Raw genomic sequence first — 21,853 nt, forward strand, 5'->3', positions numbered from 1 at the left:
GGCACTGCACCCAAGGATTCCCTTGTGACCACCCCCCCTCCTAAAAACCGTCGCGCAGAACCCGATGAGCGTCGCGAAATGCTGGTGGCCGCCACCTTGCGTTGCCTGGTCCGTGACGGGCATGCCGGCATTTCCGTGCGCCGCATTGCCACGGAGGCCGGGGTGTCCGTCGGACTGCTCAATCACCATTTCGGCAGCATCGATGCGCTGATCGCCGACACTTATCAGAAGATCGCCAGCGAACTGACCACCGCCCTGCTCCAGGAAATCCAGCAGGCCGGCACGCCCGCCGAAAAGATGGACGCGTTCCTCAGCGGCTCTTTTTCGCCTCGGGTCATGGACCCTCAGTTGTTGGGCGCCTGGGTGGTGTTCTGGAGCCTGATTCGTCACTCCGAACACGTCAGCCAGTCCCACGAAAAAAGCTACAGCGCGTATCTCGATCTGCTGCGCCAGTTGCTGGATGACATGGCCGCCAGCGAAGGTTTTGTGATCCACGACACCCGTCTGGCCGCCATCGGTTTATCGGCGATGCTCGACGGACTCTGGATCGAGTGGTGCCTCAACCCCGAAACCTTCAGCCCCGCCAACGGCCTCCACATCTGTCGTTGCTGGATAAAGGGGCTGCGTCACGGAGCATTCAGCACCGACGACGTCCTGTGACGGGTGACGTCCGAAGATCATCGCCAGGGTGCCGCTGACCGCGATCAGCCCGGCACCGATCATCAGCGACACATCCATCAGCGTGCCCCAGATCAGGCTTGACAGCAGGAACGCCCAGATCAATCCGGTGTATTCGAACGGCGCCAGCAAAGTGGCGGTAGCTCGCTGAAAACTGGCGAACAGCAGGAACTGACCGATGCCGCCCACCAGCCCAGCAACCAGCATGCCCAGCCACGCCGGGGTCGGTGCCGGGGTAAATGTCCAGGGCAATGCGACGGTCATGCACAGCACAAACACCACGTTGGTGATCAGCATCTGCTCCAACACTGATGTCTGGTCATCCACCTGGCGCAACTGAATGTAAGTGAACGCCCAGCACATCGCCGCCAGCAGCGTCAGCACGATCGGCCACGGATCGGCGATGTTGCTCGGGCGACAGGCGATGATCACCCCGACAAACCCGAGGATCAGGGAAAACCACTGCCAGCCGCTGGCCCGTTCCTTGAGAATCACCGCCGCCAGCACCGTGACCATGATCGGCGCGGAAAAATACAGGGTGGTCATTTCCGCCAGCGACAGGTCCCGGGCGGCCGTGTAATACAGCAGCCAGGCGACAATCGACAGCAAACCGCGCACCACCAGCAAGCGTCGGCTCGGCGAACGCCAGGCCCGCTGGACCAGGCGCAGACGCCCCGCCAACAGACACGCGACGACCACCACCAGGCTGCGCCAGAACAGGATGGTGACCACCGAATAATCGGCCACCAGCCACTTGATGACCGCGTCCTGCAACGTCAGGAACGCGTACCCCAGGGTGCACAGGCCAATGCCCTGCAGCGACCGGTCGACGACCTGCGACGTGCTCATTACACCGACCTGCGCACGGGCGTCCCGCGCCGTTCGGCCAAGGCAAACAGCGCCTCGATCAGGAACGTCAGGCAGACATAGACCCCGGCCACCAGCAACAGCGGCTCATAAACCTGCAGGGTTTGCGCCCGCACCACGTTGGCGGCGCCCAGCAGATCGACAATCGCAATCGTCGAGGCCAGGGCTGTGGATTTCAGCAACATCACGGTCTCCCCGGCCAGTGTCGGCAACAGCAACCGCAGCGCCCGAGGCAGGCGCACCCGCAGCAGCGATTGACGCGGGGTCATGCCAAACGCCGAGGCCGCTTCCATCTCGCCTTTGGGCACCGCCAACAGACCGCCGCGAATCACTTCGCCGACATAGGCCCCCACCGATACCACCAGGGCGAACACGATGTACCAGTAGCCATCACGCAAATATGGCCAGAGAAAACTGCCGCGTATCAGCGGGAACTGCGCAAACAGGCTGCCGAGACCGTAGTAGAAAATGTAGATCTGGATCAGCAACGGCGTGCCGCGGGTCACGCTGGTGTAGAACAGGCTGACCTTGGCGATCACTTTGTTTTTCGAGATCCGCGCCAGCGCCACCAGCACCGCCAGCGCAAAACCGAACACGCTGGAAATCAACAGGATGGTGATGGTCGTTTGCAGCCCCCGGCCCAACAGCGCCGCGTATTCAACTATCCACGCTGGAATCATTTCATTCACTCAGCCAAAGGCATCCAGCGACGAATACGCCGCTCGAGCCGTCCAGACAGGTAGTTGGACACCAACGTCACCGCGTAATACAACGCTGCAGCCGTGAGGTAGAACAACAAGTAATGACGCGTCGAACCCGCCCCTTGCTTGGCGGTGTACAACAGCTCATTGGTGCCGACCACGCTGATCAAGGCGCTGTCCTTGATCAGGTTGATCCACAGGTTGGCCATCCCGGCCATGGCATACGGCGCCATGATCGGCAGCGTGACGCGGCGGAACAGGCCGAAACCGCTCAGGCCGAACGCCTTCGCCGCCTCGATCTGGCCGAAGGGAATCGCCTGGATCGCCGCGCGGAAAATCTCCGAGGCGTAGGCGCCCTGCACCAGTCCCAGCACCACGATGGCGGCCAGCGGACCGCTGACATTCACGGTGCCGTAGCCCATCTGGGTCATCAGCGAATTGAGGAGCATGGAGCCGACGTAGTACAGCAACAGGATCAGCAGCAACTCCGGAATCGCGCGGAACAAGGTGGTGTAACCGCGCATCAGCGCAGCAATTGGTTTTGGCGCGCCGAGCTTCAGGCAGGCCACCACCAGACCGATGAACAGCCCGAGCACAAAGGCCCCGGCCGATATTTGCAGGGTCATCCAGAGCCCCTTCAACAGCGCACCGCCCCATCCTGTTTCGCTGAAGTTGATCAATTCGAACATGGCTGGCATTTCAGTCTCCGGTTAGCGCAATCACTGTCTGACGCAATCCCCTGTGGGAGCGGGTTTGCTCGCGAAGGCGGCCTGACATTCAGCAAAAATGTCGACTGACCCACCGCTTTCGCGAGCAAGCCCGCTCCCACAGGGATCTGTGTTCAGATCAGAACGCGGGTTTCACGCTGGTACCGAAGTAGTGCTGGGACAGGTCGTCATAGTCTTTGCTGGCCAGTAAAGAGGAGATGGCCTTGTCGAGTTTGGCCTTGAGTTCGGCGTCATCCTTGCGCAGACCGGCGCCCACGCCCTTGCCGAAGATCGGGTCATACGGCACGGCGCCCAGGTACTCGAGGTTGCTGTTGCGGGCATCCAGGGTCTGGACGAAAGCCGCCATGGCCGTACCGTCCGCCATCATCAGGTCGATGCGCCCGGCAATCAGATCGGCGTTGGCCGAGTCTTGGGTGTCGTAATACTTCACGTCAGCGATTTTTTCGTAGTACTGCTTGAGGTAGCTGGCGCTCACCGTCGAGTTCTGCACACCGATGATCTTGCCCTTGAGGTCATCCGGATACTTTTTCACCGACGCGCCTTTGGGCCCGACAATCGCAATCACAGAGTCGTAATACGCTTTGCTGAAGGCGATCTGTTTTTCCCGTTCTTCTGTCACCGACATCGAAGAGAAAATCACGTCGATCTTCTTCGCCAGCAACGACGGAATGATCCCGTCCCACGCCACTTCCTTGATCTCGCACTCGGCTTTCATTTCGCTGCACAGCTTGTGGATCAGGTCGACTTCAAAACCTTTCCATTCACCGTTGGCCTGCTTCTCGGTGTACGGCGGATAGGGTTCCGCTGCGACCGCGAACCTGATCGGCTGCGGCTGAGTTTGAGCTTGGGCCGCGCTCATACCAGCCAGCAACACGCAGGCCACGCCCGTCATCCAGTTTGCCAAACGTCGATTTCCCATGATTTTGCCCCGTCTTTTTATGATGTTTTCAGCGAGTCTGATGAGCGTTGACGAACTGCCGGCAACGCTCGCTGCGTGGGTGTACGAACACTTCGTCCGGCGAACCGGTTTCCTCGATCAGCCCTTGGTGCAAGTAGGCGACTTTGGAAGATACATCGCGGGCAAACGCCATTTCATGAGTCACCAGAATCATGGTCCGGCCTTCTTCCGCGAGGGAGCGGATCACCCGCAGCACTTCGCCGACCAGTTCCGGGTCGAGTGCCGAGGTGGGTTCATCGAACAGCATGACCTTGGGCCGCATGGCCAAGGCCCGGGCGATGGCCACCCGTTGTTGCTGTCCCCCGGAAAGAAACGCCGGGTACTCGTTGCGCTTGGCTGATAGCCCCACGCGTTCGAGCAAGGCTTCAGCCCGCTCGGTGGCCTCCGCACGGCTTTCACGCAGGACCTGGGTCGGCGCTTCGATGAGGTTTTCCAGCACCGTGCGATGGGGCCAGAGGTTGAAGTTCTGGAACACCATGCCCAGGCTGGAACGGATGCGCACCAGTTGCTTGGCATCCTTCACCAGCGGTGCACCGGGACGGTCGAAGTTCAGGTGGATGCTTTCGCCATCCACCAGAATGCGCCCCTGGTCCGGCACTTCGAGCATGTTGATGCAGCGCAGCAAAGTACTTTTGCCCGAGCCGCTGGCACCGATCAGCGAGATCACATCGCCTTCACGGGCCGTCAGGGAAACGCCTTTGAGCACCTCGATATTGCCGAAGCGTTTGTGCAGGCCATCGACCTCAATCATGGTCTTGGCCTTGACCGGTTCAGCAATCGCTTCGCAGGTGACACGGCTGATCACCGGGCGCGGCGCTTCACCTTTCAACACCAGGACAAAATCGCGGATGCGCTGGCAGGCTTGGGCCAGTCGTTCTTCACCCAGGGTGAATGAGAGCCGCACAAAGCCTTGGGCCGGCTCGCCGAAAGCGGCCGCGTCCAACACCGAGACGCGCGCCTCACGCAACAGCCGCCAGGCGAACTCCAGAGAAGTCAGGCCGGTTTCTCGCACGTCCACCAGCACGAACATGCCGGCATCGGGGTTGAGCACTGAAATGCCCGGGCACTCCGACAGGCTGGTCACCACCAGATCGCGGCGACGCCGATAGATGTCGCGCATGCCGTGGGTCACGTCTTCATGGGCCTGAACCGCCTTGAGCGCGGCCTCCATGACAAAGCCCGGCAAGCCGTAAAGCATGCTCAACACCAGGGTTTCGGCATGCGCCACGAGGGCTTCATCGGCGACGATCCAGCCGGTACGCCAGCCGGTCATGGCGTGGGATTTCGACAGACTGCCGACCACCACGCAGCGCTCGGCCATGCCCGGCAATGCCGCCAGGCTGAGGTGTTCGCGTTCGAAGGTCAGGCTCTCATAGACCTCGTCCACCACGACCCACAGGTCATGCTGGATGGCGAGGTCGGCAATGGCTTGCAGCTCTTCGCGGTTGAGCACCACGCCGGTGGGGTTATTTGGATTGGAGAAGAACAGCGCCCGGGTGCGCGGGGTGATGGCCTTGGCCAGCACGGCGGCATCGAGGCGAAAACCTGAATCCGCCGCGCACGGCACCCGAACCAGCGTGGCGCCGGAAGCCTTGAGCGTCGCCTCGTAGGTCACGTACATCGGGTCCAGGGCAATCACTTCGTCGCCGGTATTGAGCAGGCACATCGAGGTGATGAACAGCGCGTTCTGTGCCCCCGCCGCGATGATCACGTTGGGTGCCGTCACCTCGCGGTCGAACAGCAAGCTGTATCGGGTGGCGATGGCTTCTCGCAACGCCTGGCGCCCGGCGATTTCGGTGTAGTGCGTGTCCCCTTCGCGCAACGCATGAATCGCGGCATCAGTGATGAAGTCGGGGGTGGGAAAATCCGGATCGCCAACGCTGAGAATGATCACATCCTCACCACGGCGTTGGGCTTCAAAGGCCGCATTGTGAATATCCCAGGCGGCAACGCCGTCGCCTGAAATCCGCTCAACAAAGGGTGAAAACCGCATGCCAGTGCCTCGTTCGAATAGAAGAAACGCAAGCCCGCGCTACCAGCCGGGGAGGTGGAACGAACATAGTCGAAGCTGAACACTCGTTCAACAGAAAAGTGACCAGGGTTCGCGTTCAGCGTAAACAGGTCGTTTTTACGACAGTCGTGCCGTTTCCAGGCCGACAAAACGAAAGGCTTCGACAAGCGGCTCGCCGCCGTCGACAAGACGTTTAAAAGCCAGTTGCTAGCCATCTGCCATCAACCGATAATCCTGCCCCCGCAAACACTCACGCAAGGAAACGCCGTGAAAAAGTCCCTACTGTTAGTCCCCCTGTTCGCCCTGCTGCTGCAAGGTTGTGGCGTGACCATGACCCGTTATGAGCCGAGCTTCGAAAACGTCCAACAGCTCAAGCAGACACCACCCCTGCAATCGATCAGCAATGCTCAGGTCAAGGCAGATGCCGGTCAGGGCTCGTTGACTGTCCGGGCCAACCCGATCAGCTCGCCGAGTGGCAGCATCACGCAACATATACAGGATGCCATTACCGAAGAGCTGGGCCGGGCGGGCCTGCTGAACCCGCAAGCTCAGCGACATCTGGATGTGTTGGTGGTCAAGAATGAGCTGACTGCAGGCATGGGCACCGGAACGGGCCAGCTTGCGGCGCGCTTTACGTTGCTCAAGGGTAATGAGGTGGTTTACGACGCGACCAAGGATGTCAGCCGCCAGTGGGACAGTAGCTTTTTCGGCGCCATCGCGATTCCCAATGCCGCCAATGCCTACAACCCGATGGTTCGTGATTTGCTGAAGACGTTGTACAGCGACCCGCAGTTCATTCAAGCCCTCAAGTAAGGGCAAAAAAAGAGCCGCTCATGCGGCTCTTGTTTTTTGTCAGGCTCGCGGCACGTTTGCATCGAGTGCCGAGTACTTCAGGCTTTTGCTCTCGACCACCTGCTTGAGCAACGCATTGACCTGGCGGCTGAAGGTATCGGTGATTGCCTCTTTCGGGGTGTTGGCCATCAACGGCACAAACCAGATGCCCATCCAGGTGTTGATCCCGTCATGGTTGCTCGCGTTGGTCAGCGTTTGCCCTTGCGAGTCGAGTGTCTCCAGGCTCATGGTGTATTGGTCGGTCGCCATGGTCGGAATGACGGTAAACGTCAGGCCGCTGATAAAGGCCATGACCAGCTGACCACCGCCCGGTGGATGGTTGTAAACCTTCAAGCGCAGGTTGTAATCACCCGGCTGTTTCTGGAACTCGTCCAGCGTGACACGGCCGAACAGACCGGAATCGCTCAGCACTTTTTGCAGTTCGGGTTTTAGCATGTCGCGTGCTTGCGGCATTTCGACGGCTGAAGCGCTTTTCGGCTCGCCTTGATAGAAATCGAAGTCTACATAGACGTTCGGTTTGTTCGAATAACTGGACATCGACGGCAGGTTGACCGGAGCGACTTCGTCTTTGGTGAAGCTGGCGCAACCACTTAGCCCGAGCACCAAGGCCAACCCTAGAACTTTCCCAAATTGCATGACAACTCCCTTAAATGATGGCATAGCGCCTCCATGCGGGAGGCTGGCCGCGATTCTAGAGCGTTGTCAGCGATTGTAAAAGGCCATCACTTAAAAACGAGCTGCCTCACGCCCACCCTTCCAGCCGCAACGTGGCCCTGACCAGACGCTGCTCTTCGCTTTCGATTTCCCTGAGGTTCTCGCAGATGCTCTGGATGTGCGCGATGGCGGCCTTGCGCGCCTGCTCGGGCATGCGACCGGTCACGGCGTTGTAGAGCCGGGCGTGCTGCCGGTCGATCTGGCGCTTTTGCGGTGCGCGGTGGTAGAGGTTGTTGACCGAGGCGAACACCGTGTTGAGCAGCAAGTCCGTCAGCGAGCGCAAGGTTTGCACCAGCACCGGGTTGTGCGAGGCCTCGCAAATCGCCAAGTGAAAGGCATGATCGAGCCGCGCGTGTTCGCTCGCTTCCATCGACCGCGTGTGAGCATCGAGCAAGGCTTCATAGCTGCGGGTGATGAGGACAAAATCCGCCTCGGTGCCCCGTAAGGCGGCCAGCCGAGCGGACTCGCCTTCCAGCAGGCTGCGCACCTCGAACAAATCGTAGAGCGTGCGCGGTTGCGAGCTGAACAAATGCATCAGCGGCGATGCGGCGCCCTGACCCGACAGATCCGCGACAAACGATCCCTTGCCCTGCTCCGTCTTGATAATCCCCCGGGCACGCAGCAATTTCAGGCCCTCGCGCAGCGCTGTGCGCGAGACGCCGAGCTTTTCGGTCAGGCGCCGTTCCGAGGGCAACAGCTGCCCGGTCTTGAGGACCCCGTCCACGATCAGGCGCTCTATGCGTTCACAGACCACGTCTGCGACTTGAGGATTGCGGGTCACTTGCGCACTGTCCATCGAGCCTCCAACTGGTATGACCAGCGTTGCCGGCAAAACCCGACACGTTCGAATACAACTCTAACTGCCTGTTTAGACGCTTATTTTTTCCATGAACTCGGAAATCACCGCCAAGGAACTGGTTCGACCACTCAAACAACCCATGGACAGTAGGACGCGTCAGGCCAATGATGCAAGCGAGCTTTCACCGGAAACAGGCCTCTAATAAAAACAACGGAGGGTCGTGAACTGCCTATGAACATCCTCTACGATGAGCGCGTCGACGGCGTTCTGCCTGATGTCGACCGAGCGGCACTGCTCCAGGCACTGCGCGCTCGCTTGCCAGGCCTGGAAGTCCTGCATCAGCAGGAAGAACTCAAGCCGTACGAATGCGACGGACTTTCCGCTTACCGCACCACGCCGATGCTGGTGGTGCTGCCGCGCCATCTCGACGAAGTCCAGGGCGTGCTTAAACTCTGCCATGAATTTCACGTCCCGGTGGTCGCTCGCGGCGCCGGCACCGGGTTGTCCGGCGGTGCGTTACCGCTGGAGAAAGGCGTGCTGCTGGTGATGGCGCGCTTCAATAACATCCTGCACATCGACCCCGCTGCCCGTACCGCACGGGTCCAGCCGGGTGTGCGCAACCTGGCAATTTCCCAGGCCGCCGCGCCGTTCGGCTTGTACTACGCGCCGGATCCCTCCTCGCAGATCGCCTGTTCCATCGGCGGCAACGTCGCCGAAAACGCCGGCGGCGTGCATTGCCTGAAATACGGCCTGACCGTGCACAACCTGCTCAAAGTCGACATCCTCACCGTCGATGGCGAACACCTGAGCCTGGGCTCCGAAGCGCTCGACTCCCCGGGTTTTGATCTGCTGGCGTTGTTCACCGGTTCCGAAGGCATGCTCGGGGTGATCACCGAAGTCACGGTCAAACTGCTGCCCAAACCGCAAACCGCCAAGGTGCTGCTGGCGGCGTTCGATTCCGTTGAAAAAGCCGGTCGCGCCGTGGGCGATATTATTGCCGCCGGCATCATTCCCGGTGGCCTGGAGATGATGGACAACCTGGCGATTCGCGCCGCCGAAGACTTTATCCACGCGGGGTATCCGGTCGACGCCGAAGCCATTCTGCTGTGCGAACTCGATGGCGTCGAAGCCGACGTTCACGATGACTGCGACCGCGTGCGCCAAGTGCTGGAACAGGCCGGCGCCACCGAAGTGCGCCAGGCAAAAGATGAAGCCGAACGCGTGCGCTTCTGGGCCGGGCGCAAGAATGCGTTCCCGGCGGTGGGTCGCCTCTCGCCGGATTATTACTGCATGGACGGGACGATTCCGCGCCGCGAGCTGCCCGGCGTGCTGCAGGCGATTGCCGCACTGTCGGCCGAATACGACCTGCGCGTGGCCAACGTTTTCCACGCCGGCGACGGCAACATGCACCCGCTGATTCTGTTCGATGCCAACCAGCCCGGCGAACTCGATCGCGCCGAAGCCCTGGGCGGCAAGATCCTCGAATTGTGCGTGAAAGTCGGCGGCAGTATCACCGGCGAACACGGGGTCGGCCGCGAGAAAATCAATCAAATGTGCGCGCAGTTCAACAGTGATGAGTTGACCCTGTTTCATGCCGTCAAAGCCGCGTTCGATCCGGGCGGTCTGCTCAATCCGGGCAAGAACATTCCAACCTTGCACCGCTGCGCCGAGTTCGGCGCGATGCATGTCCACATGGGTCAGTTGCCCTTCCCGGACCTGGAGCGCTTCTGATGCGCAGCGAACACGATATCGATGACAGCGCCAGCCTGCTGGAGCAGGTCAACCTGGCTCTGCAAAACGCCATCCCGTTGCGCATCCAGGGCTCCAACAGCAAAGCGTTCCTGGGCAGGATCGCGGCGGGAGAAGTCCTCGACACGCGCAGCCACCGCGGCATCGTCAGCTACGACCCGACCGAACTGGTAATCACCGCACGCTGCGGCACGCCACTGTCTGAATTGGCCGTGGTGTTGGACGCGGCGCAGCAGATGCTGCCGTGCGAACCGCCCTCCTTCGGTGACGGCGCTACCGTGGGCGGAATGATTGCCAGCGGGTTGTCGGGACCGCGGCGTCCGTGGTCAGGATCGGTCCGGGACTTCGTCCTCGGGACACGGGTCATCACCGGCCACGGCAAGCATCTGCGCTTCGGCGGCGAAGTCATGAAAAACGTCGCCGGCTACGACCTGTCGCGCTTGATGGCCGGCAGCTATGGTTCGCTGGGTGTCATTACCGAAGTCTCGCTCAAGGTCCTGCCCAAACCTCGGCAATGCTTGAGCATCAGTCTGGAAATGGACAGTGATCGTGCCTTGCTGCGCCTCGCCGAATGGGGCCAGCAACCGCTGCCGATCAGCGCTGCGTGTCACGACGGTCAGCGCCTGCACCTGCGGCTTGAAGGTGGCGAAGGCTCGGTGAAAGCAGCGCATGACCGCTTGGGTGGCGAGTTGCTGGAGGGTTCGTATTGGGCGGATCTCAACGAACATCGGTTGAGTTTCTTTGATGAAGACCAGCCGCTCTGGCGCTTGTCCGTCCCGCACAACACCCCTCGGCTTTCCCTGCCCGGCCTGCAAATGATCGACTGGGGCGGCGCCCAGCGCTGGCTCAAATCAGATGCAGAAGCGGCGTTCATTCGCAAGGTCGTCGATGAAGTCGGCGGGCATGTGACCTGTTACAGCCACGGTCTGATCGACAGCCCGTTCCAACCGCTGCCCGCAGCACTGATGCGCTACCACCGCAACTTGAAGGACCAACTTGATCCCCGGGGCCTCTTCAACCCCGGTCGCCTGTACGCGGAGCTTTGACCCATGCAGACCACCTTGAGCGAACAGGCCCGCCAACTGCCCCGCGCCGAAGAAGCCGAGAGCATTCTGCGCACCTGCGTGCATTGCGGCTTCTGCAATGCCACCTGCCCGACCTATCAACTGCTCGGCGATGAACTGGACGGACCGCGCGGGCGCATCTACCTGATCAAGCAAGTGTTGGAAGGCAACGAGGTCACCCAGAAGACTCAACAACATCTGGATCGCTGCCTGTCATGCCGTAATTGCGAAACCACCTGCCCCTCGGGCGTCGACTATCACAACTTGCTCGACATCGGCCGCGCGGTGGTCGATGCAGCGGTGCCGCGCTCACTCGACCAGCGCTTGTTGCGCGAAGGCCTGCGCGGCATCGTGCCCAATCCGGGGCTGTTCAAAGCATTGGTCAGCAGCGGCCAGGTGTTCCGTGCGCTGCTGCCCAACACGCTGCGAGCCAAGTTGCCGCGCCATGTGTATCCGGCCAAACAACATCCGACCGCCCGCCACGCGCGGCAAGTGCTGATGCTTGAAGGCTGCGTGCAGCCGAGTCTGTCGCCGAACACCAACGCGGCCACCGCGCGTGTCCTGGATCGACTGGGGATCAGCGTTATGCCGGCTCGCGAGGCCGGGTGCTGCGGCGCGGTCGATTATCACCTGGACGCGCAAGCGGCCGGCCTTGATCGCGCGCGCCGCAATATCGACGCGTGGTGGCCGAGCATTGAGCAAGGCGCCGAGGCAATTGTGCAAACCGCCAGCGGTTGCGGCGCCTTCATCAAGGACTACGGCCACCTGCTTAGCGCCGATCCGGCGTATGCCGAGAAGGCCAGGAAGGTCAGTGCGTTGGCCAGGGATCTGGTTGAAGTACTGCGCGACGAGCCGTTGGAAAAGCTCGGCATACACAGCGATCAGCGCCTGGCATTTCATTGCCCCTGTACCTTGCAGCACGCACAAAAGCTCGGCGGAGCGGTTGAAGCGCTGCTGACGAGGCTGGGTTTCAACCTGACGTTCGTTCCTGATGGTCATCTGTGTTGCGGCTCGGCGGGCACCTATTCGTTGACCCAACCGGAGCTGTCCCGGCAACTGCGCGACAACAAACTCAATGCGCTGGAAAGCGGTCATCCCGAAGTCATTGTCACGGCCAATATCGGCTGTCAGTCGCACCTCGACGGGGCGGGCCGAACCCCGGTCCGGCACTGGATCGAGCTGGTCGAAGCCGCGTTGCCCCCATCGAGCCCCGGAGTATTCCCATGAAAAGCAAAGCCGTACTGAGCCAGACCGAAGTCAGCCGGATTCTCAGCGCCGCCCGCAGTGAAGCGCAGAACAATCAATGGGCCGTGACCATCGTGATTGTCGACGATGGAGGCCATCCTCTGGCCCTGGAACGCCTTGACGGTTGCGCGCCGATCGGCGCCTACATCGCCACCGAAAAGGCCCGCACTTCCGCCCTTGGCCGGCGTGAATCAAAGGGTTATGAAGAGATGGTCAACGGAGGACGGTCCGCGTTTTTGTCGGCGCCGTTGCTGACTTCCCTTGAAGGTGGCGTGCCTATTATTGTCGACGGTCAGGTGATTGGCGCAGTGGGTGTGTCTGGCGTGAAAGCCGAGCAGGATGCGCAAGTGGCCAAGGCCGGGGCGCAGTGCCTGAACTGAGAAAACCAGATCACACCGCAGAACCCTGTGGGAGCGGGCTTGCTCGCGAAGGCGGCAGCACAGTCAACATTGATGTCGACTGATACACCGCTTTCGCGAGCAAGCCCGCTCCCACAGGAGGTTACGCTTAACTGACCGATATCGAACTATTCGCTTGTCTATTTACGCGCCAACTTGTACCGCACGCACTCCTCATAAAAACTCTGCCGGACATCCGCCGGCTTGAATCGCGACTTGCTGTCGTAGGTCTGCTCGGTGATGCCCATCGCCATCATGCGCATCCACGCCTTGTTGAATTTGTACGCCTGAATCTTCTGCCGGGCGGCATACAGCGAGACCCCGGCCAGCTTCAGTTCCTGGGCCCTCGCTGCCGTTCCCGCTCCCCAGCTGCACATATACCGATCATTGGAGGCCAGTTCCTTGGCCTGGGCAGTGGCTGCAACGCTGGCCAGGGCAAACGAGATCATCGTGACAAATACACTTCGCAATTGCATTCCGCCTAACCACCTGAAAATGAAGTGATTTTGGCGACAACTTTGAAGCTGCGGGGCCAGCAAAATGCCTCTTTTGCCCGTTAACGGTGGATCGCTTCACACGGTTGCCTGGCTGCCTGAACCCTGTGACGCCGACAAACTGCTGGACTGCATCAAGACCACCCTCCTCCCGCTAATACCTTGGTATATCTTCCGCGCACTGAAGTATGACTTTGCTGAACCGATGTAGAAGTGCGCCCAGCAGACTCCGTCAATACCCTGCACTCACAGCGGACGACTGCCGTCCCGCCAACTTGAAAAACACCTTCAAGACTATTGACCACTCTTTTCAGGAACAAATCATGAAACAGCAAATTCTGGTTATCGGTGCGGGGTTCGGTGGTGTATGGAGTGCATTGAGCGCCGCACGTCTGCTGGACATGCACGACCATAACGACGTGGACATCACCTTACTGGCGCCTCAGGCGGAATTGCGCATCCGTCCCCGCTTCTACGAACCCGACGTGCACAAGATGTTCGCCCCGCTGGACGCACTGTTCGACTCGGTCGGCGTACGTTTCGTCAAAGGCATGGCCGAGCGCATCGACGAGCAGGCAAAGACCGTCAGCTACCGCGATGAAGCGGGTCGCGAGGGAGCGTTGAGCTACGACCGTCTGGTGCTGGCGGCCGGCAGCCAGTTGGCCCGTCCGAAAGCAGTGCCAGGCCTTGCCGAGCACGCCTTCGACGTGGACCAGATCGAAGCCGCCGTGCGTTTGGAAAACCACATCAAATCCCTCAAGGACAAGCCGTACAACGTTGCCCGCAACACGGTGGTGGTCGCCGGTGGCGGCTTTACCGGAATCGAGACCGGCACCGAGATGCCGGCACGCCTGCGGGCTGTGCTGGGCGATGACCAGGACGTACGCGTGATCATCGTCGACCGCGCGCCGCAGATCGGTGCGACGTTGGGTGACGGCATTCGTCCGTCGCTCATCGAGGCCTCCGAACACCTGGGCGTCGAATGGATCGTCAACGCGAGTGTTGCTGCGGTGGACGCCAACGGCGTTACCCTCGCCGATGGCCGCCACATCGAGGCGCAAACGGTGATCTGGACCGTCGGTTTCCGCGCCAGTCCGCTGACCGAACATCTGACCAGCGATCGCGATCCGCAAGGACGCCTGCACGTCGATGAAAACCTGAAAGTGTTGGGCCAGAAGCATGTCTATGCCGCCGGCGACGTCGCCTATGCCGCCACCGACGACCTTGGCAATTTCGCCGCCATGTCGTGCCAGCATGCGATCGCCCTGGGCCGTCACGCCGGGAACAACGTTGCTGCGGATCTGCTGGGCGTCGCGCCAACCCCTTACCGTCAACCGAAATACGTGACCTGCCTCGACCTGGGTGCCTGGGGCGCGGTGTTCACCGAAGGCTGGGATCGCCAGCTCAAACTGGTCAAGGACGAAGCCAAGGAGCTCAAGACGCAGATCAACACCCAGTGGATCTACCCGCCAGCCGCTGATCGGGCCATTGCTTTGGCAGCGGCTGACCCGATGATTCCGGTGGCCTGAAGACCTGGCCTGAACCTGGCGCCCGCGACAACATCGCGGGCGTCTTCGTTTTTGCACCGTAAAGCCTGCTGCCGGACATGAATCGGCCATACACGGGCAGTCATGGTTTAAGCTCCGTTTGAAGTGTTCTCCGGACAAAAACTTCATGCGCTTAAACCTGAAGGTTCGTATGCCCTCCTTGCTACCATTCCCGAATCAATCGCGCCGCCGCCCGTGCCTGCGATCGCTGCTGTTGCTGAGCTTCATCGTTCCTGGCATGGCCAGTGCCGAGCCAAAGCCGGAACACATGGTCTATCTGCGCACGATTGACCCCACCATCGAGCAAGACATCCGCTACGCCAGCGCCCACAACTTCACCGGACACCCACTCGACGGTTACACCGCTGCCGAATGCCTGCTGTCGCTGGACACCGCCCAGGCCCTCGCCCGGGTGCAACAGGCACTTCAAAAGCAAGGCTACGGTTTGAAGGTGTTCGACTGCTATCGACCCAGCCGTGCGGTGGCCGATATGGGCCGCTTCGCGACTGAGCCGGGAGACCCGCGCAAGGCCGAGTTCTATCCGCGCGTGGACAAGCAGGACTTCTGGCGACTGGGGTATGTGGCGCGGGTGTCGAATCACTCCAGAGGCTCAACCGTCGACCTGACGCTGACCGGCCCCAAGGCACCATCCGCCGACACCTGGACACCCTCGGCCGCACAAGTCGATTGCACCGCGCCGTATGCCCAACGCTGGCACGACGGCGCACTCGACATGGGCACCGGGTACGATTGCTTTGATGAGCGCGCGCATACCGCCAACCCGACCATCAATGCGACCGCAAAGGAAAACCGTCAGCGACTCAGCAGCGCCATGGAAAAAGAGGGATTTGCCGGGTACTCGAAAGAGTGGTGGCACTTCACTTTTGGTGGCGAGGGAGCGACGAAGAACGTGATGGATTTTCCCATTACGCCGCTGAGTGCCAGCGAAGTGCTGGACACCAGCCGCCAACTGATTGTGGTCACCACAAAAAACTGGGATGACATTCAGGGCAATGCCCAGCGTTATGAGCGGGTTGGGGGAAGCTTTCGAAAAGTCGGTGACGGGTTTGCGGTGGTGGTCGGCAAGAACGGAATGGCCTGGGGCAAGGGTCTGGGCAACGTTGAGCCCGGTGAAGGACCGGTCAAACGTGAAGGAGACGGGAAAGCGCCTGCGGGGATATTCAAGCTTGGAACGGCGTTCGGCTACGACACGACGGGCAATACAAAACTGCCTTATCTCGCGCTGACATCAACCACTGAATGCGTGGATGACAGCAAATCCGCACGTTACAACGAACTGGTAGACGGCGCGGCGACAGCCAAGGACTGGAACAGCTCTGAGCGGATGCGCAAAGAGGATGGCTACCGCAAAGGCATCTTTATCGAGCACAACACGCCGGCGTCACCCGGTGGCGGTTCGTGCATTTTTTTCCATATCTGGCGCGGTCCTGACTCACCTACGTTGGGGTGTACGGCGATGGGTCAGGGGGATATTTCGCGGTTGTTCGAGTGGCTGGATCCTCGTGAGTCTCCGGTGTTGGTGCAAATGCCTGAGGGGCAGTATGAGCAATGGCGTGGACGCTGGAAGTTGCCGCAGCATTGATAGAACAGGTGAATCGAGTGCTGAGTAACCACGTCCCAGTCGAGTAAGCGCGGAGCCCCTGCAGCTGCCGTTGTAGCGAGGAGGCTTGCCCCCGTTGGGCTGCGAAGCGGCCCCCTGTATTCCTTCAGGCGCACGCAGCTTGAAGGATTGACGACTGCTGCGTAGACGAACGCAGCCTCGCAAGCTCGGCAGCTGCTACAGGTCAAGGGCGTTCGGGATTACATCACTTATGCCACACCACGCTTGGCCTGCTGCTCCAGATGCACTTGCAGCTGCGGATCAATCTTCAGTGCAGCCGCCAGCTCATCCAGATAGTTGCGCTCGGCATCCTGCTGATCGTCCACCAGCATCACACTGGCCAGGTACATCTCTGATGCCATGCCAGGATCCGTTGCCGACTGCGCCACATCGGCAGCATCCAGCGGCCGGGCAACTTCGTCATCCAGCCATTGCTGCAGCTGCGGGTCGTCGGTGTGGCGGCCAATTTCGGTGCTGATCATCTGCTTCTCGGATTCATCGATCCGGCCATCAGCCTTGGCCGCCGCAATCAACGCGCGCAGGATCGCATGGCTGTGGTCCTCGACTTCCGGGCCGGACAACAAGTCGACCGTGCGCGGTGCCTGTTGCGGCGCAGCCGCCTGACTGCGTTGCCACGCCTGATACGCCTGGAAGGCCATCATCCCGAGGGAAGCCAGGGCCGCATAGTTGGTGCCGCCACCCGCGCGGGTCCGGGTCGCACCGCCCATGGGCGAAGCGCCTCCCAGCAGGCCACCGAGCAATCCACCCAGTCCGCCGCCACCCATGGCTGAACCGCCGCCACCGCCCAACAGGCCGCCCAGCAACCCGCCAAGCCCGCCGCCGATGCCGCCCTGAGCGGATGCGCCACCCTGTTGCGCCCCGGAGCCCTGGCCGGCCCGCAGGAGTTGTTCGAGCAAATCGCTGGTGTTCATGACGACGTCCTCATCGATGGGAGTGACCCGGTCTGGCAACAATAGTCCTCGCTACTGAATGCGCCACCACCGTTTGGCTGACATGACACAGACCCGACTGGCGAAGAAAACGAAACCATCCTCAGCCGAGCAAGAACCCTGTGGTGAGGGAATTTATCCCCGTTGGGTCGCGAAGCGGCCCCCAGCGTCCTTTCAAAGAGACTCAATTGTCCGGATTTACGACTGCTTCGCAGCCGAACGGGGATAAATCCCCTCACCACAAAGGCAGATGTGCCTGAAGCGCCGTGTTTAAGTGGAAAGCCTTGCGGATTAATCCGAAGTATTTCTTGCCGGCCCAGCTAAGATTCACTGACGGTGAACCTTATTCCCGGATTTCCGGTCGATACCTGCAACCGAACCGGTTTGCCGCCGCCCTTGATAACGAGGGTGATGACTGGCTTGCTTCACTTTCTGGAGAACGCCCCCGTGATATCCACCCTACACATCGCCAGGCTCAAAGCATGGGGCGCCCATGGTTTTACCGCCACCGGCGTGGTCACTGCCTTCCTCGCCACCCTCGCCCTGCTGGAGAACCAGGCCACCAACTGCCTGCTGTGGCTGGGCGTGGCCCTGATCGTCGACGGGCTGGACGGTGCCCTGGCACGCAAGGTCAATGTGCAGTCGGTGCTGCCGAGCTTCGATGGGTCGATCCTCGATCTGGTGATCGACTACCTGACGTATGTGTTCATCCCTGCATTATTCATCTATCGCTACATCCCGTTGCCGGACTACACGCTGCTGCTGACCGTGTCGCTGATTCTGGTTTCGTCGCTGTTTTGCTTCTGCAACGTCAACATGAAAAGCAAGGACAACTACTTCCAGGGCTTCCCCGCCGCGTGGAACGTCGTGGCCCTGTGCCTGTACATCATCGCCCCGTCGCCGTGGATTACCTTCCTGACCGTCATCGGCCTGGCCTTGCTGACCGTAACGCGGATGAAATTCCTGCACCCGTTCCGCGTGCGCAAGTTCATGCCGATCAACATCGCCGTGACCGCCATCTGGTTGCTGTGCAGCTTGTCGCTGGTGGTGAACCATCCGGTGGTCAACCCGATGGTGATGGGGCTTTGGCTGCTGATGTCGGCTTACTTTCTCGGCATCTGCATCTGGCGCACCGCCATGGAGTGGTTTGACGGATCGCGTCACAAGTAACGCGGTATGGCGATCCATATCGTAAGACTTGGCTCACCCCGCCTGCCTGATGAAGGGCTGCGGATCGGCACGGTACGCCGCCCACCTCGCGGGGTACCGAAGGCCGAGTTTGCCAGTCGGGATTTTTATGATGTGTGGCAGCCGCTGCTGTCGCCCAGCGCCGAACTGGTTGCAGAAGCCAAAGCCGCCGAGGATAAGAAAGCCTGGGAGGCCTTTCGGCGCAAGTTCAAGGCCGAAATGAACCACTCGGCGCCCAGTCAGTTGCTGGATCTGCTGGCCGCCCTCTCCCATCAAACCTCACTGGCGGTCGGGTGTTATTGCGAGGAAGAGGCGCATTGCCACCGTTCCGTATTGCGCGAGCTGCTTGAAGCGCGCGGCGCCAAGATTGCCTAGCTCCCCCTGTGGGAGCGGGCTTGCTCGCGAAGGCGGCGTGTCCGATACATCGTTGTAGACTGATGCACCGCTTTCGCGAGCAAGCCCGCTCCCACAGGGGGAATTGAGTGTTCAAGGGATTGAGATACCACTATGAGACCGCAAATACGGCCCGCCACCCCAGCAGACGCACCCGCCATCAGCCAGGTCATCATCCAGTCGCTACGCCAGTCCAACGCCCAGGACTACTCCCCCGACATCATCGCGCAGGTGGAAAAGAGCTTTTCCATCGAATCCGTTCGCACGTTGTTGAGCCAACGACAGGTCTTCGTCGCAACGATCGAAAATCGTGTCGTGGCCACGGCCAGCCTTGATCGCGATGTGGTGCGCAGCGTATTTGTCGACCCCGCCCATCAAGGACGCGGCCTCGGAAGGCAATTGATGGCAACCATAGAGTGCATCGCCACCGAAGCGAAAATCGAGGTCTTGCGCGTCCCCTCCTCCATCACCGCAGAAGCCTTTTACTTCAAGCTGGGCTTTCGCAAGGTCCGCGATGAATTCCACGGTGCCGAGCGCACCCTAATAATGGAAAGGCGCCTCCCCGCCCTGCGACCGTCATAAACCCCAACCTGCGCCGCGCTGACGGACGGGATCTCGATCATGGTCAATACTCAAGGATTGAATGACTGCTGTCTCTTCGTTCATCCACGGGAGGTTCGCCATGTCTGGTCAATCACGCTTCATGCTGGTCGCCTCGCCACTGATGGAACACAGCCCCGCCTTCGACAGGGCCGCGGCGCTGGCCAAGGCTGAAGACGCGGCGTTGCACATCGTGGCTTTCGATTACCTGGAAGGTTTGGCCACGGCGAGCCTGGTCAACGAAAAGGCCTTGGAACAGATTCGCCTGGGCTACGTCGATCGACACCGCCAATGGCTCGAAGAGCAGGCCCGCCCCTTGCGCAAGATCGGGGTCCACGTCACCACCGAGGTGGCATGGGTCGAAAAGCCGCTGGAAGAAATCCTGATTCACCTCAAAGAGCAGCCGATGGATGTGCTGATCAAGGCACTGGAGCACGAATCGCTGCTGTCGCGGCTGATGTTCACTCCGCTCGATGTGCATTTGCTGCGTGAATGCCCGGTGCCGCTGCATTTCGTCAGCCATGCCATTCACGCCCTGCCACGCCGGATCGTCGCAGCGGTCGATCCTTTCCATCGCGATGATCACTACAAAACCTTCAATGACCGGATCCTTCACGAAGCGGCGAAACTGGCGAGTGCCTGCAACGCCGAGCTGGACGTGGTGTACGCCTATGACTTGTCATCCATCAGCGCCGACGAATTCGGCTTCGACAACGGTTCGGCATTTTTCAATTCGGGCAAGGCCAAGACCCTGTTCGACTACCAGGAAGACGCCTTCAACGAATTGGCCGAGCGCAACGGCATCGCGCCCGAGCAGCGGCACATGATCATGGGCAATCCGGCCAAGGTATTGACTCGTTATGCCGATGCCTATGACGTCGATGTGATTGTCATGGGCCGGGTCGGCCATCGCGGCTTGGGTCGGTTGATCGGCAGCACGGTGGAGCACCTGCTGTACAAAATGCCGTGCAGCGTGTGGGTGGTGTACACCGAGCGGGTGGATGAGTGAGCCCTTGAACACACCACATATCCCTGTGGGAGCTAGCCCGCTAGCGATGGCGGAGTGCCAGGCAACATCATTGTCGATTGACACTCCGCCATCGCTAGCAGGCTAGCTCCCACAGAGGTTGTGTGTGCTGCCGGGTCAGCGCCGGGTGATCACCACTTCGAGGTATTCACTCGGCACCACCAGCGATTTCTCTCCCGCCCTGTTCATCTTGTTGATCAGTCCGGCAAGGTCGCTTTCCAAGGCCTGGCCACTTTCGGGAGGCAGCGCCGCGAAGGCTTTGTGGACCGGGCCGTACCAGGTGCGGAAAGTGTCGATGAAGTGCGCCGCCGAGCGATAGCGGAAGTTGAAAGTACGGCGCGTCACCTGGACCTGGAAGTCGCGCTCATCGAAGTGCGTGTGCAACCAGGCTTCGGTTCCCCAGTTTGAAGGCGGTTGCGCGCCTGCTGGTGGCGGCAGATGCCGACCCAGGGTCTTGAACATCTGGCCGACGAAGCCTTCCGGCGTCCAGTTGGCCAAACCGATGCGGCCGCCGGGGCGACACACTCTGGCCAGTTCCGAAGCCGCTTTGGCCTGGTCCGGCGTAAACATCACACCGAAGGTCGAGAGCACGGCATCGAAGCTGGCGTCTTCGAACGGCAGCGCCTCGGCGTCGGCGACCTGAAAGGTCACCTCCAGGCGTTCGGCCCGGGCCCGGTCTTCGCCGCGCTCCAGCAGCGCCGCCACGTAGTCGGTCGAGGTGACGTTGCAGCCCCGGCGTGCAGCAGCGAGCGTCGCATTGCCGTTACCGGCGGCCACGTCCAGCACACGCTCGTCGCAGAGCAAGTCACAGGCTTCGGCCAGTTGCTCGCCGACAATCTGCAAGGTGGTGCCGATCACGGCATAGTCACCGCTGGCCCAAGAGGCCATCTGGCGGTTTTTCAGGGCAATGAGATCAAGGGGGGTACTCATTAATTCTGCTCCGTAAGGATTGGAACGCTGTCCCGGCTTATTCCGCCGTGGTCGGATCGATAATGTTGGTGACCTGGGAAATTCGGTTGGCCGGGAATCCGCTCTGCCTGGCGTGCTCCTGGATCAGCGCTTCGCTCGGCGAGATGTACACGCAGTACAACTTGTCGCCCGTGACATAACTCTGAAGCCACTGCACCTCTGGCAAATCGCGCAACGCCCGGCAGGACCTTTGCGAAGCCGCTTTCAAATCCCTTTCTGACAGTGTTCCAGCACCTGGAATCTCGCGTTCTATGACGAACTTCGGCATGGCAACCTCTCATTCTTGTTATTGATGACAGG

The 21,853-nt window shown here is 60.7% G+C and carries 22 protein-coding genes and 1 pseudogene; 12 read left to right on the forward strand and 11 right to left on the reverse strand.

The window, feature by feature from the left end; translation table 11 throughout:
* Positions 1-78: 78 nt before the first annotated feature.
* Positions 79-564: pseudogene (locus ACA053_RS17610) on the forward strand (TetR family transcriptional regulator C-terminal domain-containing protein); the annotation flags it as partial.
* On the opposite strand, the gene ACA053_RS17615 reads toward ACA053_RS17610, so the two are convergent.
* The 5 genes from ACA053_RS17615 to ACA053_RS17635 form a co-directional block, all read right to left on the reverse strand.
* A complete protein-coding gene (locus ACA053_RS17615) occupies positions 520-1,527 on the reverse strand; it encodes a DMT family transporter (RefSeq protein WP_109632744.1) in 1,008 nt (335 codons plus the stop codon). The pseudogene ACA053_RS17610 and the gene ACA053_RS17615 overlap by 45 nt on opposite strands.
* The gene (locus ACA053_RS17620) at positions 1,527-2,225 is read right to left on the reverse strand and encodes an ABC transporter permease (protein WP_109636133.1); all 699 of its coding nucleotides are present in this window, start codon (positions 2,223-2,225) and stop codon (positions 1,527-1,529) included. The genes ACA053_RS17615 and ACA053_RS17620 overlap by 1 nt, the downstream gene beginning before the upstream one ends.
* A 5-nt stretch (positions 2,226-2,230) precedes the next feature.
* Entirely contained in the window at positions 2,231-2,944 is a 714-nt protein-coding gene (locus tag ACA053_RS17625) for an ABC transporter permease (protein ID WP_109632746.1), read from the reverse strand.
* Positions 2,945-3,092: 148 nt separating this feature from the next.
* Entirely contained in the window at positions 3,093-3,893 is an 801-nt protein-coding gene (locus ACA053_RS17630; protein ID WP_497393261.1) for a transporter substrate-binding domain-containing protein, read from the reverse strand.
* A 28-nt stretch (positions 3,894-3,921) separates the two neighbouring features.
* Positions 3,922-5,925, reverse strand: coding sequence for an aminotransferase class I/II-fold pyridoxal phosphate-dependent enzyme (locus tag ACA053_RS17635; protein WP_497312023.1), 2,004 nt, complete (start codon positions 5,923-5,925; stop codon positions 3,922-3,924).
* A gap of 285 nt (positions 5,926-6,210) precedes the next feature.
* Here ACA053_RS17635 and ACA053_RS17640 point away from each other — a divergent pair, with 285 nt between their 5' ends.
* Positions 6,211-6,756: a hypothetical protein gene (locus ACA053_RS17640; RefSeq protein WP_497312025.1), complete on the forward strand. Its 546-nt coding sequence runs from the start codon at positions 6,211-6,213 to the stop codon at positions 6,754-6,756.
* A gap of 39 nt (positions 6,757-6,795) precedes the next feature.
* Here the strand turns inward: ACA053_RS17640 and ACA053_RS17645 are convergent, their stop codons facing one another.
* Both ACA053_RS17645 and glcC read right to left on the reverse strand, forming a co-directional pair.
* Positions 6,796-7,431, reverse strand: a complete 636-nt coding sequence (locus ACA053_RS17645) for a hypothetical protein (RefSeq protein WP_497393262.1) — start codon at positions 7,429-7,431, stop codon at positions 6,796-6,798.
* A 106-nt stretch (positions 7,432-7,537) separates the two neighbouring features.
* Positions 7,538-8,305, reverse strand: coding sequence for a transcriptional regulator GlcC (glcC, locus tag ACA053_RS17650; protein ID WP_109632754.1), 768 nt, complete (start codon positions 8,303-8,305; stop codon positions 7,538-7,540).
* Positions 8,306-8,539: 234 nt separating this feature from the next.
* On the opposite strand from glcC, the gene glcD reads away from it, so the two are divergent.
* From glcD to ACA053_RS17670, 4 genes are read left to right on the forward strand one after another with little or no spacing between them, the layout of a single operon-like run.
* The gene (gene glcD, locus ACA053_RS17655; RefSeq protein ID WP_497393263.1) at positions 8,540-10,039 is read left to right on the forward strand and encodes a glycolate oxidase subunit GlcD; all 1,500 of its coding nucleotides are present in this window, start codon (positions 8,540-8,542) and stop codon (positions 10,037-10,039) included.
* Positions 10,039-11,103, forward strand: coding sequence for a glycolate oxidase subunit GlcE (gene glcE / locus ACA053_RS17660; RefSeq protein WP_497393264.1), 1,065 nt, complete (start codon positions 10,039-10,041; stop codon positions 11,101-11,103). The genes glcD and glcE overlap by 1 nt, the downstream gene beginning before the upstream one ends.
* A gap of 3 nt (positions 11,104-11,106) precedes the next feature.
* Positions 11,107-12,348, forward strand: a complete 1,242-nt coding sequence (glcF, locus tag ACA053_RS17665) for a glycolate oxidase subunit GlcF (protein ID WP_497393265.1) — start codon at positions 11,107-11,109, stop codon at positions 12,346-12,348.
* Positions 12,345-12,746 (forward strand): heme-binding protein, encoded by a 402-nt coding sequence (locus ACA053_RS17670; RefSeq protein WP_109632761.1) that lies wholly within the window; start codon positions 12,345-12,347, stop codon positions 12,744-12,746. Before glcF ends, ACA053_RS17670 begins: the two co-directional genes overlap by 4 nt.
* Positions 12,747-12,904: 158 nt before the next feature.
* On the opposite strand, the gene ACA053_RS17675 is transcribed toward ACA053_RS17670, so the two are convergent.
* On the reverse strand, positions 12,905-13,213 hold the full coding sequence (locus tag ACA053_RS17675; RefSeq protein WP_371922084.1) for a hypothetical protein: 309 nt from the start codon (positions 13,211-13,213) through the stop codon (positions 12,905-12,907).
* 368 nt (positions 13,214-13,581) lie between these two features.
* Between ACA053_RS17675 and ACA053_RS17680 the strand changes: the two genes are divergently transcribed.
* The gene (locus ACA053_RS17680; protein WP_497393266.1) at positions 13,582-14,787 is read left to right on the forward strand and encodes an NAD(P)/FAD-dependent oxidoreductase; all 1,206 of its coding nucleotides are present in this window, start codon (positions 13,582-13,584) and stop codon (positions 14,785-14,787) included.
* Between the two features lie 169 nt (positions 14,788-14,956).
* Positions 14,957-16,408, forward strand: a complete 1,452-nt coding sequence (locus tag ACA053_RS17685; RefSeq protein ID WP_497393267.1) for a M15 family metallopeptidase — start codon at positions 14,957-14,959, stop codon at positions 16,406-16,408.
* A gap of 227 nt (positions 16,409-16,635) precedes the next feature.
* Here ACA053_RS17685 and ACA053_RS17690 read toward each other — a convergent pair whose 3' ends face one another.
* Positions 16,636-17,358: a tellurite resistance TerB family protein gene (locus tag ACA053_RS17690; protein ID WP_497393268.1), complete on the reverse strand. Its 723-nt coding sequence runs from the start codon at positions 17,356-17,358 to the stop codon at positions 16,636-16,638.
* A 465-nt stretch (positions 17,359-17,823) separates the two neighbouring features.
* Between ACA053_RS17690 and pcsA the strand changes: the two genes are divergently transcribed.
* The 4 genes from pcsA to ACA053_RS17710 all read left to right on the forward strand — a co-directional run bounded on the left by pcsA (position 17,824) and on the right by ACA053_RS17710 (position 20,566).
* A complete protein-coding gene (gene pcsA, locus ACA053_RS17695; protein ID WP_109636136.1) occupies positions 17,824-18,546 on the forward strand; it encodes a phosphatidylcholine synthase in 723 nt (240 codons plus the stop codon).
* 6 nt (positions 18,547-18,552) lie between these two features.
* Entirely contained in the window at positions 18,553-18,939 is a 387-nt protein-coding gene (locus tag ACA053_RS17700; RefSeq protein WP_497393269.1) for a DUF488 domain-containing protein, read from the forward strand.
* 132 nt (positions 18,940-19,071) lie between these two features.
* Complete coding sequence (locus tag ACA053_RS17705) at positions 19,072-19,539, forward strand: GNAT family N-acetyltransferase (protein ID WP_497393270.1); 468 nt, start codon at positions 19,072-19,074, stop codon at positions 19,537-19,539.
* A 100-nt stretch (positions 19,540-19,639) separates the two neighbouring features.
* Positions 19,640-20,566 carry a universal stress protein gene (locus ACA053_RS17710; protein WP_497312045.1) on the forward strand — a complete coding sequence of 309 codons (927 nt, stop codon included), beginning with the start codon at positions 19,640-19,642 and terminating at the stop codon, positions 20,564-20,566.
* Between the two features lie 135 nt (positions 20,567-20,701).
* Here the strand turns inward: ACA053_RS17710 and ACA053_RS17715 are convergent, their stop codons facing one another.
* The gene (locus tag ACA053_RS17715) at positions 20,702-21,514 is read right to left on the reverse strand and encodes a class I SAM-dependent methyltransferase (protein ID WP_497312047.1); all 813 of its coding nucleotides are present in this window, start codon (positions 21,512-21,514) and stop codon (positions 20,702-20,704) included.
* A 37-nt stretch (positions 21,515-21,551) separates the two neighbouring features.
* Positions 21,552-21,821, reverse strand: a complete 270-nt coding sequence (locus tag ACA053_RS17720) for a DUF4242 domain-containing protein (protein ID WP_497312049.1) — start codon at positions 21,819-21,821, stop codon at positions 21,552-21,554.
* Positions 21,822-21,853: the final 32 nt, after the last annotated feature.

It is taken from the genome of Pseudomonas sp. LBUM1672 (assembly GCF_059695655.1).

What these genes read in the sequence shown, in the direction of transcription:
- ACA053_RS17715 (WP_497312047.1), bottom strand. Translation starts at nt 21,514, where the DNA reads ATGAGTACCCCCCTTGATCTCATTGCCCTGAAAAACCGCCAGATGGCC.
- ACA053_RS17705 (WP_497393270.1), top strand. Translation starts at nt 19,072, where the DNA reads ATGAGACCGCAAATACGGCCCGCCACCCCAGCAGACGCACCCGCCATC.
- ACA053_RS17630 (WP_497393261.1), bottom strand. Translation starts at nt 3,893, where the DNA reads ATGGGAAATCGACGTTTGGCAAACTGGATGACGGGCGTGGCCTGCGTG.
- ACA053_RS17710 (WP_497312045.1), top strand. Translation starts at nt 19,640, where the DNA reads ATGTCTGGTCAATCACGCTTCATGCTGGTCGCCTCGCCACTGATGGAA.
- ACA053_RS17675 (WP_371922084.1), bottom strand. Translation starts at nt 13,213, where the DNA reads ATGATCTCGTTTGCCCTGGCCAGCGTTGCAGCCACTGCCCAGGCCAAG.
- glcF (WP_497393265.1), top strand. Translation starts at nt 11,107, where the DNA reads ATGCAGACCACCTTGAGCGAACAGGCCCGCCAACTGCCCCGCGCCGAA.
- ACA053_RS17685 (WP_497393267.1), top strand. Translation starts at nt 14,957, where the DNA reads ATGCCCTCCTTGCTACCATTCCCGAATCAATCGCGCCGCCGCCCGTGC.
- ACA053_RS17680 (WP_497393266.1), top strand. Translation starts at nt 13,582, where the DNA reads ATGAAACAGCAAATTCTGGTTATCGGTGCGGGGTTCGGTGGTGTATGG.
- glcD (WP_497393263.1), top strand. Translation starts at nt 8,540, where the DNA reads ATGAACATCCTCTACGATGAGCGCGTCGACGGCGTTCTGCCTGATGTC.
- ACA053_RS17700 (WP_497393269.1), top strand. Translation starts at nt 18,553, where the DNA reads ATGGCGATCCATATCGTAAGACTTGGCTCACCCCGCCTGCCTGATGAA.
- ACA053_RS17670 (WP_109632761.1), top strand. Translation starts at nt 12,345, where the DNA reads ATGAAAAGCAAAGCCGTACTGAGCCAGACCGAAGTCAGCCGGATTCTC.
- glcE (WP_497393264.1), top strand. Translation starts at nt 10,039, where the DNA reads ATGCGCAGCGAACACGATATCGATGACAGCGCCAGCCTGCTGGAGCAG.
- ACA053_RS17690 (WP_497393268.1), bottom strand. Translation starts at nt 17,358, where the DNA reads ATGAACACCAGCGATTTGCTCGAACAACTCCTGCGGGCCGGCCAGGGC.
- ACA053_RS17615 (WP_109632744.1), bottom strand. Translation starts at nt 1,527, where the DNA reads ATGAGCACGTCGCAGGTCGTCGACCGGTCGCTGCAGGGCATTGGCCTG.
- ACA053_RS17720 (WP_497312049.1), bottom strand. Translation starts at nt 21,821, where the DNA reads ATGCCGAAGTTCGTCATAGAACGCGAGATTCCAGGTGCTGGAACACTG.
- ACA053_RS17645 (WP_497393262.1), bottom strand. Translation starts at nt 7,431, where the DNA reads ATGCAATTTGGGAAAGTTCTAGGGTTGGCCTTGGTGCTCGGGCTAAGT.
- ACA053_RS17635 (WP_497312023.1), bottom strand. Translation starts at nt 5,925, where the DNA reads ATGCGGTTTTCACCCTTTGTTGAGCGGATTTCAGGCGACGGCGTTGCC.
- glcC (WP_109632754.1), bottom strand. Translation starts at nt 8,305, where the DNA reads ATGGACAGTGCGCAAGTGACCCGCAATCCTCAAGTCGCAGACGTGGTC.
- ACA053_RS17620 (WP_109636133.1), bottom strand. Translation starts at nt 2,225, where the DNA reads ATGATTCCAGCGTGGATAGTTGAATACGCGGCGCTGTTGGGCCGGGGG.
- ACA053_RS17625 (WP_109632746.1), bottom strand. Translation starts at nt 2,944, where the DNA reads ATGCCAGCCATGTTCGAATTGATCAACTTCAGCGAAACAGGATGGGGC.